Below are 16,882 nucleotides of genomic sequence, written 5' to 3'. Positions count from 1 at the left end.
TCCGTGTTCTATTTTTAATTCATTCTTTGAAAATATGACTTAATACTCATCAAAGCATCTATGCTTTAGTCTTAAAGGGAAATACCCTCCAGTCAGAAAATGAGCAGAAATGCTATTTTCTTCATCTTAAACCACTTGTGTTGAACATGTTTAAAAATCATCTCAATATGTTTTTAAGTCATTTATTGCTGTTTACCTGATAAGCAAAATGTATTTATGATTTTATGGGCTCAAAGGTTTTCACTTTGCTTGAACAAGTGTAAAATCTTTCAGGTTTTTTAATTTTGATTTACACCGTTTTTATATTTTGAGGTTCGCCTCGATCATAATCTCGCGGTGAAATGCTCCTTCGTATAGGGCATCACTCCTTAAGGATTTTTTTATGCCAATTATCACATTGCCAAATGGCGATCAAAAGAGTTTTGATCACGCTGTATCTGTTATGGAAGTTGCCCAAAGTATCGGGCCTGGTCTAGCAAAAAATACTGTTGCTGGACGTGTGAATGATCGCTTAGTTGATGCATGTGACTTAATTACCGAAGATTCGACCTTACAAATTATCACTCCAAAAGATGAAGAAGGTCTTGAAATTATTCGCCACTCTTGTGCACACCTTGTCGGACATGCTGTTAAACAGCTTTTCCCTGAAGCCAAGATGGTGATTGGTCCAGTCATTGAAGAAGGTTTTTACTACGACATCTGGATGCCACGTCCTTTTACATTAGACGATATGGCAGCTGTCGAAGAGCGCATGAAAAAGCTCATTGATCAAGATTATGATGTCGTTAAAAAAATGACACCGCGTGATGAAGTCATTGCTGAATTTACTGCACGTGGCGAAGAATACAAATTACGCTTGATTGCAGACATGCCTGAAGAAACACAAATGGGCTTGTACTACCATCAAGATTATTTAGATATGTGTCGTGGTCCACACGTACCGAACACTAAATTTTTAAAATCGTTTAAGCTGACAAAAATCTCTGGCGCTTACTGGCGTGGTGATGCGAAGAACGAACAGCTTCAACGTATTTATGGTACTGCATGGGCTGATAAGAAACAGCTTGCTGCATACATCAAACGTATTGAAGAAGCTGAAAAGCGCGACCACCGTAAAATTGGTAAAGCTCTAGACTTGTTCCATATGCAAGAAGAAGCACCAGGTATGGTGTTCTGGCATCCAAACGGTTGGACGATTTACCAAGTTCTTGAACAATACATGCGTAAAGTTCAGCAAGACAATGGTTACCTTGAGATTAAAACACCACAAATCGTAGACTTTACGCTTTGGGAAAAATCAGGCCATGCAGCGAACTATGCAGACAACATGTTTACGACTCATTCTGAAAGTCGTAATTATGCGGTTAAACCAATGAACTGCCCATGTCACGTACAAGTTTTCAACCAAGGTTTGAAGTCTTACCGTGATTTGCCAATTCGTTTAGCAGAGTTCGGTTCTTGTCATCGTAATGAACCATCTGGTTCTTTACACGGCATTATGCGTGTACGTGGATTTACACAAGATGATGCACATATCTTCTGTACTAAAGAACAAATCGGTCAAGAAGTTGCAGATTTTATTAAACTGACGCTTGATGTTTATAAAGATTTTGGCTTTGAAGAAGTGCAAATGAAACTTTCTACACGTCCAGAAAAACGTGTGGGTGATGATGCACTTTGGGATATGGCTGAGAAATCTTTAGCAGACGCTTTAGATGCCGCAGGGTTGGAATGGGAATTACAACCTGGTGAAGGTGCGTTCTACGGTCCAAAAATTGAATTCTCATTGAAAGACTGTCTCGGACGTGTATGGCAATGTGGTACTATTCAGTGTGACTTCAACTTACCAGAGCGTTTAGATGCGTCTTATGTGACTGAAGACAATGATCGTGATCAGCCTGTTATGTTGCATCGTGCAATTCTTGGCAGTTTTGAGCGTTTTATTGGTATACTAATTGAACACTACGCTGGTTTCATGCCACCTTGGTTGTCACCGTTACAAGCATGTGTCATGAATATCACGGATTCTCAAGCTGAAGCTTGTGAGAAAGTCGTAGCAAAACTCAAAGAAAATGGTCTTCGTGCCATTTCTGACTTGAGAAATGAAAAAATCGGATTTAAGATTCGTGAGCGTACTCTAGAGCGTATTCCTTACTTGTTAGTTCTTGGTGATCGAGAAGTTGAAGAAGGTACAGTGAATGTACGTACCCGCTCAGGAAAAAATTTAGGTACTATGTCAGTAGATGCATTCATTGACTTAGTGAAGTCTGCCGTCGCCGAACGTGGCCGGTATATTGTGGAGTAAGAAAGATTAAACAGCCTGACCGTAACCAACAACAAGGTGCAAAAAGCAACCGTCCAGCAATTAATGACGAGATCCGTGCAAAAGAAGTACGCCTTGTCGGTGCTGAAGGTGAGCAAAAAGGAATTGTTTCATTAAGTGAAGCACTGCGTGCTGCTGAAGAGGTTGAACTTGATCTTGTTGAGATCGTTGCAAACGCCGAGCCGCCTGTTTGTAAAATTATGGATTACAACAAGCACTTGTTTGACCTGAAGCAGAAGCAAAAAGATGCGAAGAAAAAACAGCATCAAGTGCAAGTGAAGGAAATCAAACTGCGCCCTGCAACTGATGTTGGTGATTATCAAGTTAAGCTTCGTGCTATTTTGAAATTCCTTGAAGAAGGAAACAAAGTGAAGATTACTTTACGTTTCCGTGGTCGTGAAATGGCTCATCAACAGCTTGGCTTAGCTCAATTACAAAAAATTGAAGCGGATGTAGCTGAGTTTGGGGTTGTGGAACAAGCACCAAAAATGGAAGGCCGTCAAATGGGTATGTTACTTGGACCGAAAAAGAAAAAGTAATACTCAAAAAAAGCACTGCAAAAGCAGTGCTTTTTTTTACCCACATATCAATAAAAAAAGATCATTTAAATTTTCTTTATTCAGTTTTATTTAAGACAATTGGTATATTTTTTTAAGAAATTCAATTCACGAATTTTATGTATTTTTTAGTGTTGCAAATCTAATCGTCTCTCTTAAAACATGATATAAACCAAGACGCAGTCATGATAACGATGAGTAGGAAAATAGAATGATTGATCTATATTATTGGGGCACTCCCAATGGACATAAAATCACAATTGCCTTAGAAGAAATGGGATTGGATTACACCCTTTACCCAATTAATATTTTAGAAAATGATCAATTTCAACCAGATTTCCTGAGAATTTCTCCAAATAACAAAATTCCTGCGATTGTTGATCAAAATGGACCTCGTGGTGAGCCGATATCTATATTTGAATCGGGTGCTATCTTGCAATATCTAGGTCGAAAAACTGGATTATTTTATCCAGATGATGAACAAGAGCGAGTTGAGGTTGAGCAGTGGCTCATGTGGCAAATGGGCGGGTTAGGGCCTATGCTTGGGCAAAATCATCATTTTAATCGTTTCGCCCCAGAAAAAATTCCCTATGCCATAGATCGCTATGTAAATGAAACTAAACGTTTATATGGTGTACTTAATAAACAATTAATTGGTCAGAAGTTTGTTGCTGGTGAGTACTCGATTGCTGACATGGCAATTTTACCTTGGATCTTGCGTTATGAATGGCAAGGTATTCAACTTGAAGACTATCCATATGTACAAGAATATATTGTGCGTTTAACAGCACGCCCAGCAGTTCAGAAAGCACTATCAATTAAAGTGGCTTAATTTCTTGCCTAGATTTAATAAATGCTTAAAGCAAAAAGTCATTTGGTATAATTGCTTATGCTGAGTTACTTTTTGCTTTTTATCAGTGCTTTTGGTGCTGCCACATTATTACCTCTACAGTCTGAAGCGGTGTTGGTAACTTTATTATTAAAGGGACAATATTCAGCTTTGCTTTTAATCGGTACTGCTACTTTGGGTAATGTCTTAGGTTCTTGTGTTAATTGGTGGTTAGGCCTAAAGATAGAGCAATTTAAACATCGAAAGTGGTTTCCAGTTTCTGAAAAGCGTTTAGAACAAGCCCAACGCTTTTATCATAAGTATGGCTTTTACTCTTTACTTTTAAGTTGGGCGCCTATCATTGGTGATCCAATTACTTTGGTTGCTGGACTCTTCAAAGAAAATTTTTGGCGCTTCCTTGGTATTGTTGTTATTGCCAAAGCAGGGCGCTATTTGTTTATTTACTGGGTAGTGATGGGTTTTATTTAAAATAAAAAAGCATCCGAAGATGCTTTGATTTATAACTATTTAAATTAATCTTCTGAGCTTCTGATGATATCAACTTTAAATAGATCGTTCGTTTTGATCCAACAGAAAGTCACAACAACCAGAGTCATGCAGCCTCCAAAAATTGTAGCGGTAATCGTGCCTAAATATTTAGCTGCTAAACCTGATTCAAAGGCTCCTAATTCATTACTTGAAGATACAAACATACCGTTTACGGCAGCAACGCGGCCTCGCATATTTTCTGGTGGGAGAATTTGCAAAATGGTTTGTCTAACCACAACTGAAATACTGTCACAAGCGCCTGTCATAGCAAGAGCAAAAAGTGATAACCACATATTTTTTGAGAAGGCGAATAGAATAGTAAATATTCCAAAACCTGCTACAGCAAGTAACATGTTACGCCATGCGTGCTGAGTTGGCGGAAAGCGGGTCAAAGCAATCATTGTGATAAGTGCGCCAATAGATGGAGCAGCTCGTAAATATCCAAGTCCTTCCGGACCGACTTTTAATATATCTTCTGCGAAAATTGGTAATAACGCGATAACGCCACCAAATAAAACAGAAGCTAAATCAAGAGAAATCGCCCAAAGAACAATTTTGGTTTTCCAGATAAAACGGAAACCTTCTCCTAAGCTTTCTAGAATATTGTCAGTTTCAATTTTAGGGAAATTACGTTTATGCAATAAATTAATTAAAATAAAGCAAATACCAAGTAAAACAGCAACGCTAAATAGACTGGTTTCTCTGCCTAAATAAGCAAGCATAAAACCACCCAGCATAGGTCCAATAATTACACCACTTTGCCAGCCGATGGTTGTCCATGTCGCACCATTTGCATAAAGTTCGCGTGGAATTAAAAATGGTTTTAAAGATGTTGCAGAAGGATTGTAGAAACCGCGGATTGTTCCTAAGCCAAAAATAACAGCATAAATGCCCCAAGAAAGGAAGCTAACACTGATATGTCCTAAACCATGTAAGTGGAAAAGTAACCATAAAACCAGGGGAAGGGGAACCGAAAAAAATAAACAGATTTTCATAATAATCTGTTTATTAAACCTATCTGCAAAATAGCCTCCCCAAAGAGAAAGGGCAATAAAAGGAATGGCTTCTGCAAGTCCGATTAAACCTAAAGTCAGAGGGTCTTTGGTGATTTGGTATAATGAATAGGCAACAATAATTTCTTGAATCAAAATTGCGAGCGTTAAGCAAAACTGATTGATCGTAACGATAGAGAAGTCTCGATACCGTAATGCAGCGAAAGCATCATTTTGTATATTCATATTCTTTTGAATTTAGGGGATTGCACTTATTATAGGCGATGATTTTATGGATTTTCTCGTAATTTGATAATTGATTATAGAAAATATCGTTTATATAAAATAGACAATTTACTATCAAAAAATGAGCATTTTACTTTTGTTTTAGGTTGGGATGCTTTAGAATATCGGCTCCCTTACCTGCAGGTCGTTTTTGCAATGGTGCAAACGTTCCGAACAGGTGTTCAAAAGAGGTTGTTATGCCTAAGATGAAAACTCGCCGCGGTGCTGCTAAACGCTTCAAGGCGACTGCACACGGTTTTAAGCGCAAACAAGCATTTAAGCGCCACATTTTGACCAAAAAATCTGCTAAACGTATCCGTCAATTACGCGGCTGTGTAATGGTTCATGTTTCTGACGTGAACTCAGTTCGTCGTATGTGCCCATACATCTAAGGAGATTATAAATGGCTCGTGTAAAACGTGGTGTAGTGGCTCATCGTCGTCACAAAAAAATTCTTGCTCGCGCTAAAGGTTACTATGGTGCTCGTTCACGCGTTTACCGCGTAGCGTTCCAAGCGGTAATCAAAGCTGGTCAATACGCTTATCGTGACCGCCGTCAAAAGAAACGTCAATTCCGTGCTCTATGGATTGCGCGTATCAATGCTGGTGCTCGTCAAAACGGTTTGTCTTACAGCCGTATGATCGATGGCTTGAAAAAAGCTCAAGTGATCATCGACCGTCGCGTATTAGCTGACATCGCTATGCATGATGCAGTAGCATTTGCTGCTTTAGCTGAAAAAGCTAAAGGCGCATTAGCTGCATAAGCTTAGAGATTCAAAAAGAGGCCGCTTTTTAGCGGTCTTTTTTATTTTGAGTGGTTCTATTTTAAAAAAGAAAATAATCAGAGATAAATGATGAAAGACGAAAAATTTCTAAAGGACTTAATTCAAAAAGTACAGCAAGGCCATCAGTCTAAATACTTATATTTCTGGGGGCATACTCCTAAACAAGCTGATCTTGTTGATAAAAGCTGTTTTAGCCAGTGGTTTCCTGCGCAATTTAAAGTGGAAGGTCATGAATACTTTACTGCTGAGCACTATATGATGGCGCAAAAAGCAAAATTATTTAATGATGAAGAAATTTTTGCACAGATTTTGCAGGTTAAACATCCGAATGAGGCGAAACAGCTAGGTCGTAAAGTGCGTAATTATGATGAACAGTTATGGCAAGAAAAACGGTTTGATATTGTCGTACAGGCGAACTTTGCTAAATTCTCTCAGCATCATAAATTGAAAGAATTCTTATTAGCCACAAAAGATCGTATTTTAGTTGAAGCATCTCCAGTCGATAAAATTTGGGGAATTGGTATGGCACAAGACCATCCACATATTCAAGATCCATCTCAATGGCAAGGCTTAAATTTGTTGGGTTTTGCTCTAATGCATGTTCGAGAGCGGCTTTTAGTTGAATAAGTTTGTATGAAACAAATTGGTGCTTCACTTTAAAAGTAGTGACGTGAGGGAAACGAATTGCAATTACTAAATGAAAGAGAAATTTGTATAGCTACTTTTAAGGATGCATTATCTATTGCAGAAGTACATGTGCAGTGTTGGAAAGAAACCTATACAGGTATGCTTAAGCAGGAAATATTGGATGAGCTTAACGTGCTAGATAGGGAACAGTTATGGAAAGAAATCACCAAAAACTCTGATCATAAGTTACTTATCTATACTGAAAATGGAATAGTGAAAGGCTTTCTCGATGGTTATTTAAATCCAGAAAATAATATTGCTGAAATTCTTGCTTTTTATCTTTTAAGAGAAGTTCAAAAACAAGGTATAGGCCGTGAGTTATTCCAAAAGTTTCATCAGTGTGCTTTAAATAATGGATACAGTTTTATTCGTTTAGAAGTTTTTAATAAAAATCCAAGCCGTTTTTTCTATGAAAAAATGGGAGCCAAAATAATTGGCGAAACCGAACTACCGGAGTTCGGCTTCGAAATAACAGAGTTACTTTATCAATGGAAACTCTAATCTAAGTTAAAGCCCAAAATAATAAGCCAGAGCACAAATAATAATCGTTAGAATAATCAGCTTAATAACGCCTGAACCAGTGCCTTTATGGTGGTGAGATTTCAAATGTTGTGGATTTTCATTTGATTGCTCGAACGGAGAGGCTTTAACTACAGGTACAATCTGAGCTGTTTGGTAGTGATTTGCAGCCTTAACAATAAGTTTGGCAAACAAATCATCAGTTTTTTGCGTAAAATTTCTTAAATTAATGATTTGTTCTTGGTCTAGCTCTTCTCCTAATGGATCATTTGCAAGGCGTTTCTTTTGTTCTAAATAATTAGCCAATGCTTGAGTGCGAGATAAAAGCTGATGAGCATAATCTGCAGGATAATTCTCTGGAATTAAAGCAAGTCTTGGTTCTTGGCTTGTAATGCTTGTACCATCAAAATGAGTTTTTTGAAATTCTGGTTCCTCAAACCCTGCTGCATATTTACTACGAAATAATTCACTCTCCATAAAGTCAGCTATTTCTTGCCATGGCGGATTTTTTAAATCAGCTTCAATTTTTTTTGATAATTTTTCATTGAGTTCAAAACGCCAGAAAGTTTCTAAACGAAGCTCACAGGTTTGTGAAGCAGGAGCTTCAAACTCATTATCATTGTTATACCATTCAGCAAGTTCATGGCCGAAAATCCATGCAAATTTCTTATCATTTTGATGGCTAACGATAAAATGAGTATAAGGCAAAAGCTCAACGTTGCTGTTTGGATTTTGCTCTTCATTGAGAAGGCTTGATAAGTGTAAACTGAGCTGAGTGGTGCCTTGTTTTTTTAGCGCTTCTAGCCAAACTTGAAAGTGTTGAGCGAGTAAATGCTGAGAAGCTAAGTCACGAAACTGAAAACTATGGTGGTCAAAAATATGATGTTGTCGCCATTGGGTAAAGCTTAAATTCTGACGGAGGTATTCATTACCATACGTCACAAGCGTAAGTTGTTGTTTCCAAATTTGATTGAGCGCCATAATAGTTGATCTCATTGACGATGCTATTATCTTATACGTTTTATCTTTTTGTTGCCTAATACATTTTTCATGATGGATAAACTTCATCAATCTGATGAAAAACTGTTAGAATGCAGTGTTTTATTATATTTTTTAATTTGTTGCTTTGAGAGTTAATATGTCACTGGAAGCCCTGACCACAGAAGCGCTTGCTGCCATTGCAGCAGCTCAAGACCTTGTTGCACTTGATCAGGTGCGTGTGCAATTTACAGGGAAAAAAAGCCAGCTTGCAGAACAATCGAAAGCATTAGGGAAAATGGACCCTGAAGAACGCAAAGTACAAGGTGCTGCGATTCATGCTGTTCGAGAAACAATTAATACTGCTTTAACAGAACGTCAAGCGGCATTACAACAGGCAGCACTTGAGCAAAAACTAGCAAGTGAAACAATTGATATTACTTTGCCAGGCCGCGGTCAACGCGTTGGTACAGTTCACCCTGTTACTCAAGTACAAGAAAGAATTTGTCAGTTCTTCACTAAGGCTGGTTTTACAGTTGCGACTGGTCCAGAAGTTGAAGATGACTATCACAATTTTGAAGCATTAAATATTCCTGGTCACCATCCAGCGCGTGCTATGCACGATACTTTCTATTTTGATGCCACTCATTTACTGCGTACGCACACGTCTGGTGTGCAAATTCGTACCATGGAAACAAGTGAGCCACCAATTCGTATCGTATGTCCAGGCCGTGTTTATCGTTGTGACTCTGATCAGACGCATTCGCCAATGTTCCATCAGATCGAAGGTCTATACGTTGCTGAGAACACCAGCTTTGCTGAATTAAAAGGTTTACTCATTAACCTGCTGAATGAGTTTTTTGAAAAAGATTTAAAGGTACGTTTCCGTCCATCATATTTCCCGTTTACTGAGCCAAGTGCAGAAGTAGATATTATGGATGAACGTGGCCGTTGGTTAGAGGTTTTAGGCTGTGGCATGGTACATCCAAATGTATTAAGTGCTGCGGGTATTGATCCTGATAAATACAAAGGCTTTGCTTTTGGTTTAGGGGTAGAGCGCTTTGCTATGTTGCGTTATGGCATTAATGACTTGCGTATGTTCTATCAAAATGATGTGCGTTTCTTACGCCAATTTGCCTAACAGTTTTTCAGGATTAAAAAAGGTTTATAAAGATGAAGATTAGCGAAAATTGGCTACGTACATGGGTTAATCCGGCAATTGATAGTGATACATTATCTGATCAGTTGACGATGCTTGGTCTTGAAGTTGATGAATTGGCACCTGTTGCTAAACCATTTACCGGCGTTGTAATTGGTGAAGTGCTCACTGTTGAGCAGCACCCTGATGCAGACCGTCTACGTGTTACAACAGTGAATATTGGTTCAGGTGAGCCTTTACAAATTGTATGTGGCGCACCGAACGTTCGTGTTGGAATGAAAGCACCTGTGGCAACCATTGGCGCTGTATTACCTGGCGATTTTAAAATCAAAAAAGGTAAACTTCGTGGAGTTGAGTCACAAGGCATGCTTTGTGGTGCTTCTGAGATTGATCTTGAAGATAAAATCGATGGTTTGCTTGAATTGCCAGCTGATGCTCCAGTAGGAGTAAATATCCGCGAATACCTCAAACTTGATGATAATGTCATTGATATTAGCATTACGCCAAACCGTGGTGACTGTTTTAGTATTCGTGGTATTGCCCGTGAAATTGCAGTTATTAATAAGCTACAAATGAATGAGCCTGTAATTAACTCGGTTGATGCCACTATTGCTGATGAGAAAAAAGTAGTTATCAGTACTGAAGGTGCTCCGCGTTATCTAGGGCGTGTAGTTAAAAATGTTAATGTAAAAGCTGCGACTCCTGAGTGGATGGAACAGGCTTTATCACGTTCAGGTATCCGTACTCATAGTATTTTGGTTGATGTGACCAACTATGTCTTAATGGAATTGGGTCAACCAATGCACGCATTCGATTTGTCTAAAATCGAAGGGACTGTACATGTTCGTCAAGCAACACAACAAGAAAAATTACAACTTCTGAATGATCAAGAAGTTGAGTTGCAAGAAGATATAATGGTGATTGCTGATGATCAAAAAGCTCTAGCAATTGCGGGAATTATGGGTGGTTTATCATCAAGTGTAACTGATGATACGACTGATATTTTCCTAGAAAGTGCTTTCTTTGCACCACTTGCGATTGCTGGACGTGCTCGTCGTTTTGGTTTGCATACAGACTCTTCGCAGCGTTATGAACGCGGTGTAGATTTCGAATTACCTTTAATTGCAATGAATCGTGCTTCTCAACTTATTCAAGAGTTAGCAGGCGGCGAGTTTGGTCCAATTACTGTAGCTGAAAAAACTGATCTACTGCCTAAGCGTGAAGCAATTGAATTGAAACAAGCTCAGGTAGACCAATTATTGGGATATCAAGTTGCGGGTGAGTTCATTGCAGATGCTTTAACTCGACTAGGGTGTAAGGTAACGGTTAAGGCTGAAGGTGAATGGAGTGTAGTACCGCCATCACATCGCTATGACATGACTATTTATCAAGACTTAATTGAAGAAGTGGCGCGTATTGATGGCTATGACAATATCCAAATTAGCTTACCAAGCATGGATGTTAAATTTGCTAAATATCAAGATCGTTTTGAACTCGCTGAGCTGCGTCAAACGATCGTGACTTTAGGTTACCAAGAAGCAATTAGCTTTAGCTTTGCTGATGCAAAACTTGAAAAGCAATTAAATCCAGAAGTTCAGCCACTGATGCTAGCAAATCCAATTTCAAGTGATTTGGCTGCAATGCGTAGTACTTTACTTTCTAGCTTAATTCCTTGCGTACAATATAATCTCAACCGTCAGCAAAGTCGTGTTCGTTTCTTTGAATTCGGGCTGCGTTTTGATTATCAAAATGCTAAGAGCATTGAAGATTTAAAACAGACTCCTACGTTGGCTCTGGTTGCAGTGGGTTCACAAGAACCAGAATCATGGCATGTTAAGCCTCAACCAATGGATTTCTTTGATTTCAAAGGTGAGGTGGAGGAAGTTTTAGCTGCTGGTCGTGTTAAGGCTGAATATGTACGTTCTGAGCGTGCTTGGTTACACCCAGGGCAATCAGCTGAGATTTTAGTTGATGGTAAATCAATTGGTTACTTAGGTCGCTTGCATCCCTCTCTAGAAAATGAGCTTGATTTAAGCATGACGTGGGTAGCTGAACTTGATCAAACAGCTGTTTTGCAATCTTATGTATCTAATTTTACAGAATTATCACGTTTTCCTTCGGTTAGACGTGATATTGCGCTTTTAATCTCTGATAATATAAATGTTAGAGATATTCAGCAGTTAATCGAACAAACTGGTGGAGAGCTTTTAGACTCTACATGGTTATTCGATGTGTATACGGGGCAGGGTGTCGAAGATGGTAAGCGCTCATTAGCGTTTGCACTTTTGTGGCAACATCCTTCACGTACGCTTGAAGATGCTGAAATTAAATCTGGTATGGACAATATAATCCAAGTGTTAGAAAACACTTATCAAGCGACATTGAGGGCCTCATGACAGCATTAACTAAAGCAGACATGGCTGATCATTTAAGTGAGTTAACCAGCTTAAATCGCCGTGAAGCAAAACAAATGGTCGAGTTGTTCTTCGACGAAATTAGCCAAGCACTTATTGCAGGGGAGCAGGTTAAGCTTTCTGGTTTTGGTAATTTTGAGTTAAGAGATAAACGCGAACGTCCAGGACGTAATCCTAAAACAGGTGAAGAAATTCCAATTTCTGCACGTAGGGTTGTGACCTTCAGAGCAGGTCAAAAGTTTAGACAACGCGTTGGAAATGAGCAGATCGATTGATCTGCTTTTTTTTACTTATATTTAGATGGCTTTATTTAATTAAAATGTTATATCAATTTATCTAGATAGTTTAAGCGAAATGATTTTTGGAATATAAAATTTAGGCGTAAAAAAAGAGGACATAATGTCCTCTTTTTTCTAACCTAATATATAGATTAGTGTGCAGCAGAAGCAGCAGCGTCAGAAGCAGCAGCAGCAACGTCAGAAGCAGCAGCAGCAGTTTCAGAAGCAGCAGCGTCAACAGCTACAGCAGCTTCAGAAGCAGCAGTAGTAGCTTCAGAAGCAGCAGCTACAGCTTCAGAAGCAGCAGCAGCAGGAGCTTCTTCTTTCTTAGAACAACCAACGAAAGCTAAAGTAGCAGCAACAGCAGCAGCAACAGCAAATTTTTTGAATAACATGGCATCACTCTCACAAAAAAGATTTGAGATTAAAAAAACCTAAGTTGGACTGTTTTGCTTTTATTATTCCTAAAACGTAGCTAGGTAACAACGCATGGAGCAGTCTAACTGGTCTGCCGCTATGCTATCACTGCAAATGCTGAAATACTACTGTCGTCTGTCAAAAAAATGTATGAAAAACAGAAAAACAGTCTGTTTTTTAACAGAAAAAAACAATCAATCAGCTCGAGTGTATTGGAAAAGGTAGAGGTAAACTACTAAAAAACTTATTTTTTTTAATTCAAAAATAATTATTATCAAAAGCTTATAAGTAAAATTACATAAAAAACTGCAAAATGTATTTTTGTGTAAAGCTTGTCAACCAAATAAAAAGCCACTCAAAAGAGTGGCTTTTTATGAAGATTAATCGATTAAGTTGAAGCTTTACGCTTCATTTGATCGAAGAAATCATCATTTGTTTTGGTTTCTTTCATACGGTCAAGTAAGAATTCCATTGCCGCCAACTCATCCATAGGATGAAGAAGCTTACGGAGGATCCATACTTTACGTAAGTTATCATCATCCATTAAACGCTCTTCACGACGAGTGCCAGATTTCTTAATATTCATAGCAGGGAAGACGCGTTTTTCAGCAATACGGCGATCAAGTGTAATCTCTTGGTTACCTGTACCTTTGAATTCTTCATAAATTACGTCATCCATTTTACTGCCTGTTTCAATCAAAGCAGTTGAAATGATCGTAAGAGATCCGCCTTCTTCAATATTACGTGCAGCACCGAAGAAACGCTTAGGACGTTCTAATGCATGAGCATCTACACCACCAGTTAATACTTTACCTGATGACGGGATAACAGTGTTGTAAGCACGAGCAAGACGGGTAATAGAGTCAAGAAGAATCACAACGTCTTTTTTATGTTCAACAAGACGTTTTGCTTTTTCAATTACCATTTCTGCAACTTGTACGTGGCGAGCAGGAGCTTCGTCGAATGTTGAAGCAATGACTTCACCGCGAACAGTACGTTCCATTTCAGTTACTTCTTCTGGACGCTCGTCAATTAATAGAACGATCAGGAATACTTCTGGATTGTTTCTAACAATCGATTGAGCAATATTTTGAAGTAACATCGTTTTACCCGCTTTTGGCGGTGCAACAATAATAGAACGTTGTCCTTTACCAATTGGCGCAACTAAGTCAACAACACGAGCAGTTAAATCTTCTGTCGTACCATTACCGAGTTCCATAACCAATTGTTCAGTTGGGAAAAGGGGAGTTAAGTTTTCAAATAAAATTTTATTTCGAGAATTTTCTGGCGTGTCATAGTTAATCTGGTTAACTTTGAGCAACGCAAAATAACGCTCACCTTCTTTTGGAGGGCGAATAGTACCTGTGATGGTATCACCTGTACGCAAGTTAAAGCGTCGGATTTGTGAAGGACTCACATAAATATCATCCGGACCTGCTAAATACGAACCTGCCGCAGAGCGCAAAAAACCAAAACCATCAGAGAGAATTTCAAGAACGCCATCACCAAAAATTTCTTCGCCATTCATTGCATGGCGTTTCAAAATGGCAAAGATAATATCTTGCTTTCGGTTACGAGCCATACCTTCCAGGCCCATAAATTCAGCAATTTTAATTAATTCACCAATTGGTTTTTTCTTGAGTTCAGTTAAATTCATAAGGGTCAGAATTAGGAAAGAGTAGAGTGTGGTTTAAAAAGAAGAAAAATCGCTCGCATACAAAAAAGATTATCGCAATTGTATTTACACAATAACAATTCAGAATTCTGATTGATTGTTTCGAAGAAAAATGTGAAAAAACAATTTCTGTTGCCGAGTGGCGATCTTTATGTTTGTGTCTTGTAAGAAGCCGGACGAAGATGATTCCCTTCAGTGCCTCTTGAGCATGCAATATAAGCCAGCTTAGTTAATTTGTCAATTTATAGCCGAAAAAAATACGCTATAAAAAAGTATAGCGTATTTTTATTCTTAGCATTTTGACTTAAACATTTTCATCAATAAAGCTAACAAGTTTAGAGCGAGGTACAGCACCAATTTGTTGAGCTACAACTTCACCATTTTTGAAAAGTAATAAAGCAGGAATATTACGGATATTGTATTTCACCGCAATATCTTCGCAAGAAGTTACATCAACTTTAACAATTTTTACTTTACCAGCATATTCACTTGATAGGTCTTCAAGAACAGGTGCAATTGCTTTACAAGGTGCACACCAACCTGCCCAGAAGTCAACAAGCACAGGTGTTTCAGCGTCTAGAACATCTGCTTGGAAGTTATCATCAGTTGTATTTACAATAGTCGCAGACATGGTACGGCTCCAATTTTTAGAAAAAGTGCTATTACTACAGGAGAAATTATCTCTATCAGTATTACATAGCTACTTAGTTCAATGTAAGGGTTTGATGCTATTATTCAAGGCTTAACTAAATTTGTCTAATGGATGCTCACGATATTCATCATCGGCTTGTACAATCGTTTAACAAATAGAAAAATATCGATGGCTATTAATTGTTGATGAAAATGGCTTTTCAATTGCATTCTTGTGAATTACTCTAGGCGTGAATTGTTATGGGTTTAGTTCAATAATGTCTGACTTTCTGATTGATGAAGAATTACTTGCCGCCATAGATATGGGGTCGAACAGCTTTCACCTTGCAATTGCACGGGTAGATCATGGCGAAGTTAAAAAAGTTGCTTCGATGTCAGAAAAAGTACAGCTTGCAGCTGGTTTAGATGAAAATAAAAATTTAACAGAAGCTGCTCAACAGCGTGGTTTAGCATGTCTAGCCCGTTTTGTTGGAAGATTGAGCTCTGTTCAACCTAATCGTTTACGAATCGTGGCTACGAATGCCTTGCGTCAGGCAAAAAATGGTCATGAATTTATTCAAAAAGCTGCAGAAATTTTACCTAAACCTATTGAAATTATTGCAGGACGAGAAGAAGCCCGTCTGATCTATTTGGGGGTATCGCATACCATGGCCAATGGTGGACGTCGCTTAGTTGTTGATATTGGTGGTGGTTCTACCGAATTCATTATCGGTGAAGAGTTTGAACCTATTTACACCGAGTCATTACAAATGGGTTGTGTGGCTTATACAACGGCCTATTTCTCTGATGGGGAAATCACACAAAAAGCATTTGATAAGGCCGTAGTTGCTGCTCGTAAAGAACTTTCTGCTATTGCAACGACTTATAAAATGGAAGGGTGGGATACGGTCGTTGGTTCGAGTGGAACGATTAAGGCCTGTCGCCAAATTATGGTCAATATGGGCTTAAGTGATGAACAAGAAAATGTCACTCGAGAAGGACTATATAAACTTAAAGATAAATTACTTAAGTTTAAAAATGTTTCTGAAATTGATTTTGAAGGACTAAGAGAAGATCGACGAGCAGTTTTGCCAGCCGGATTGGCAATTTTGTACGCAGTTTTTGAAGTTTTAGAAATTGATCGTTTGGCATATTCTGATGGTGCATTACGCGAAGGTGTAATGTATGACCTGTTAGGTCGATTTAAACATGAGGATATCCGTGATCGTAGTGTACAGGCCTTAATGGGGCGTTATAACGCCGATCCAAAGCAAGCAGAACGAGTTGTAAACACAGCACAACAATTATTTGATGGCGTTGCGAAATCTCTTAATTTAACGAGTGAAGACAGTGACTTACTGCGTCGAGCTGCTTATTTGCATGAAATTGGTTTAGCAATTAGTCATGGTGGTTATCATCGCCACGGTGCTTATTTATTACAGCACTCAGATATTCCGGGTTTCTCGCAAATTGATCAAAATCATCTTTCACATTTAGTTGCTCACCATCGTCGTAAATTGCGAAATGATGTAAAAAACGAAATTTTGAAGGCTGGTGGTCATAAATTACTTTACTTAAGTTTATTACTTCGCCTAGCAGTTTTACTCAACCATAGTCGAAGTGATCAGATGCTTCCTGCCATTGAACTGACCATCATAAATGATCAACAATGGCAGCTTAGTGTTTCTGGTGATGCCAAACAATGGCCATTGTTAGTTGCCGACTTGCACGATGAGCAAGAGCAGTTTAAGCATTGGGACATTGAATTGAATATTCAGTCGGAAAAATTTATCGATTAAAGGGATA

18 protein-coding genes are annotated in these 16,882 nt (G+C 38.5%); 13 read left to right on the top strand and 5 right to left on the bottom strand.

Annotation, left to right across the window (positions count from 1 at the left end; all coding sequences use genetic code 11):
• Positions 1 to 382: 382 nt before the first annotated feature.
• The 4 genes from thrS (at position 383) to QLG01_RS04465 (ending at position 4,198) form a co-directional block, all read left to right on the top strand.
• Complete coding sequence (thrS, locus tag QLG01_RS04480; protein ID WP_005302419.1) at positions 383 to 2,305, top strand: threonine--tRNA ligase; 1,923 nt, start codon at positions 383 to 385, stop codon at positions 2,303 to 2,305.
• 5 nt (positions 2,306 to 2,310) lie between these two features.
• Positions 2,311 to 2,862, top strand: a complete 552-nt coding sequence (gene infC / locus QLG01_RS04475; protein ID WP_080592984.1) for a translation initiation factor IF-3 — start codon at positions 2,311 to 2,313, stop codon at positions 2,860 to 2,862.
• A gap of 229 nt (positions 2,863 to 3,091) precedes the next feature.
• Positions 3,092 to 3,712, top strand: a complete 621-nt coding sequence (locus QLG01_RS04470) for a glutathione S-transferase N-terminal domain-containing protein (RefSeq protein WP_005302422.1) — start codon at positions 3,092 to 3,094, stop codon at positions 3,710 to 3,712.
• Positions 3,713 to 3,769: 57 nt separating this feature from the next.
• A complete protein-coding gene (locus QLG01_RS04465) occupies positions 3,770 to 4,198 on the top strand; it encodes a YqaA family protein (protein ID WP_005302425.1) in 429 nt (142 codons plus the stop codon).
• Positions 4,199 to 4,242: 44 nt separating this feature from the next.
• Here the strand turns inward: QLG01_RS04465 and nreB are convergent, their stop codons facing one another.
• The gene (gene nreB, locus QLG01_RS04460; protein WP_282495926.1) at positions 4,243 to 5,496 is read right to left on the bottom strand and encodes a nickel resistance MFS transporter NreB; all 1,254 of its coding nucleotides are present in this window, start codon (positions 5,494 to 5,496) and stop codon (positions 4,243 to 4,245) included.
• Between the two features lie 236 nt (positions 5,497 to 5,732).
• On the opposite strand from nreB, the gene rpmI reads away from it, so the two are divergent.
• The 4 genes from rpmI to QLG01_RS04440 all read left to right on the top strand — a co-directional run bounded on the left by rpmI (position 5,733) and on the right by QLG01_RS04440 (position 7,507).
• The gene (rpmI, locus tag QLG01_RS04455) at positions 5,733 to 5,927 is read left to right on the top strand and encodes a 50S ribosomal protein L35 (protein WP_003655048.1); all 195 of its coding nucleotides are present in this window, start codon (positions 5,733 to 5,735) and stop codon (positions 5,925 to 5,927) included.
• Positions 5,928 to 5,938: 11 nt separating this feature from the next.
• Positions 5,939 to 6,298: a 50S ribosomal protein L20 gene (rplT, locus tag QLG01_RS04450; RefSeq protein WP_000124858.1), complete on the top strand. Its 360-nt coding sequence runs from the start codon at positions 5,939 to 5,941 to the stop codon at positions 6,296 to 6,298.
• A 90-nt stretch (positions 6,299 to 6,388) separates the two neighbouring features.
• Positions 6,389 to 6,946, top strand: coding sequence for an NADAR family protein (locus QLG01_RS04445; protein WP_005302432.1), 558 nt, complete (start codon positions 6,389 to 6,391; stop codon positions 6,944 to 6,946).
• Positions 6,947 to 7,003: 57 nt separating this feature from the next.
• Complete coding sequence (locus QLG01_RS04440; protein WP_282495925.1) at positions 7,004 to 7,507, top strand: GNAT family N-acetyltransferase; 504 nt, start codon at positions 7,004 to 7,006, stop codon at positions 7,505 to 7,507.
• 6 nt (positions 7,508 to 7,513) lie between these two features.
• On the opposite strand, the gene QLG01_RS04435 is transcribed toward QLG01_RS04440, so the two are convergent.
• Positions 7,514 to 8,506: a hypothetical protein gene (locus QLG01_RS04435; RefSeq protein WP_005302438.1), complete on the bottom strand. Its 993-nt coding sequence runs from the start codon at positions 8,504 to 8,506 to the stop codon at positions 7,514 to 7,516.
• A gap of 157 nt (positions 8,507 to 8,663) precedes the next feature.
• Here QLG01_RS04435 and pheS point away from each other — a divergent pair, with 157 nt between their 5' ends.
• From pheS to QLG01_RS04420, 3 genes are read left to right on the top strand one after another with little or no spacing between them, the layout of a single operon-like run.
• Positions 8,664 to 9,644, top strand: coding sequence for a phenylalanine--tRNA ligase subunit alpha (gene pheS, locus QLG01_RS04430; protein ID WP_004794529.1), 981 nt, complete (start codon positions 8,664 to 8,666; stop codon positions 9,642 to 9,644).
• Positions 9,645 to 9,676: 32 nt separating this feature from the next.
• Positions 9,677 to 12,058 (top strand): phenylalanine--tRNA ligase subunit beta, encoded by a 2,382-nt coding sequence (gene pheT, locus QLG01_RS04425; RefSeq protein WP_282495924.1) that lies wholly within the window; start codon positions 9,677 to 9,679, stop codon positions 12,056 to 12,058.
• Complete coding sequence (locus QLG01_RS04420) at positions 12,055 to 12,351, top strand: integration host factor subunit alpha (protein WP_000126166.1); 297 nt, start codon at positions 12,055 to 12,057, stop codon at positions 12,349 to 12,351. Before pheT ends, QLG01_RS04420 begins: the two co-directional genes overlap by 4 nt.
• Before the next feature lie 155 nt (positions 12,352 to 12,506).
• Here QLG01_RS04420 and QLG01_RS04415 read toward each other — a convergent pair whose 3' ends face one another.
• On the bottom strand, positions 12,507 to 12,749 hold the full coding sequence (locus QLG01_RS04415) for a hypothetical protein (protein WP_282495923.1): 243 nt from the start codon (positions 12,747 to 12,749) through the stop codon (positions 12,507 to 12,509).
• Between the two features lie 94 nt (positions 12,750 to 12,843).
• On the opposite strand from QLG01_RS04415, the gene QLG01_RS04410 reads away from it, so the two are divergent.
• Positions 12,844 to 12,996: a hypothetical protein gene (locus tag QLG01_RS04410; protein ID WP_107880773.1), complete on the top strand. Its 153-nt coding sequence runs from the start codon at positions 12,844 to 12,846 to the stop codon at positions 12,994 to 12,996.
• 163 nt (positions 12,997 to 13,159) lie between these two features.
• Here the strand turns inward: QLG01_RS04410 and rho are convergent, their stop codons facing one another.
• Both rho and trxA read right to left on the bottom strand, forming a co-directional pair.
• A complete protein-coding gene (rho, locus tag QLG01_RS04405; RefSeq protein WP_004794523.1) occupies positions 13,160 to 14,428 on the bottom strand; it encodes a transcription termination factor Rho in 1,269 nt (422 codons plus the stop codon).
• A gap of 322 nt (positions 14,429 to 14,750) precedes the next feature.
• Positions 14,751 to 15,077, bottom strand: a complete 327-nt coding sequence (gene trxA / locus QLG01_RS04400; protein WP_003655060.1) for a thioredoxin — start codon at positions 15,075 to 15,077, stop codon at positions 14,751 to 14,753.
• A gap of 277 nt (positions 15,078 to 15,354) precedes the next feature.
• Between trxA and ppx the strand changes: the two genes are divergently transcribed.
• A complete protein-coding gene (ppx, locus tag QLG01_RS04395) occupies positions 15,355 to 16,875 on the top strand; it encodes an exopolyphosphatase (protein ID WP_004794521.1) in 1,521 nt (506 codons plus the stop codon).
• The last annotated feature ends 7 nt before the right edge of the window (positions 16,876 to 16,882 follow it).

It is taken from the genome of Acinetobacter sp. V89_4 (assembly GCF_029967875.1).
GTDB lineage: Bacteria > Pseudomonadota > Gammaproteobacteria > Pseudomonadales > Moraxellaceae > Acinetobacter > Acinetobacter oleivorans.
This window is presented reverse-complemented; position numbering and strand designations above follow the sequence as displayed.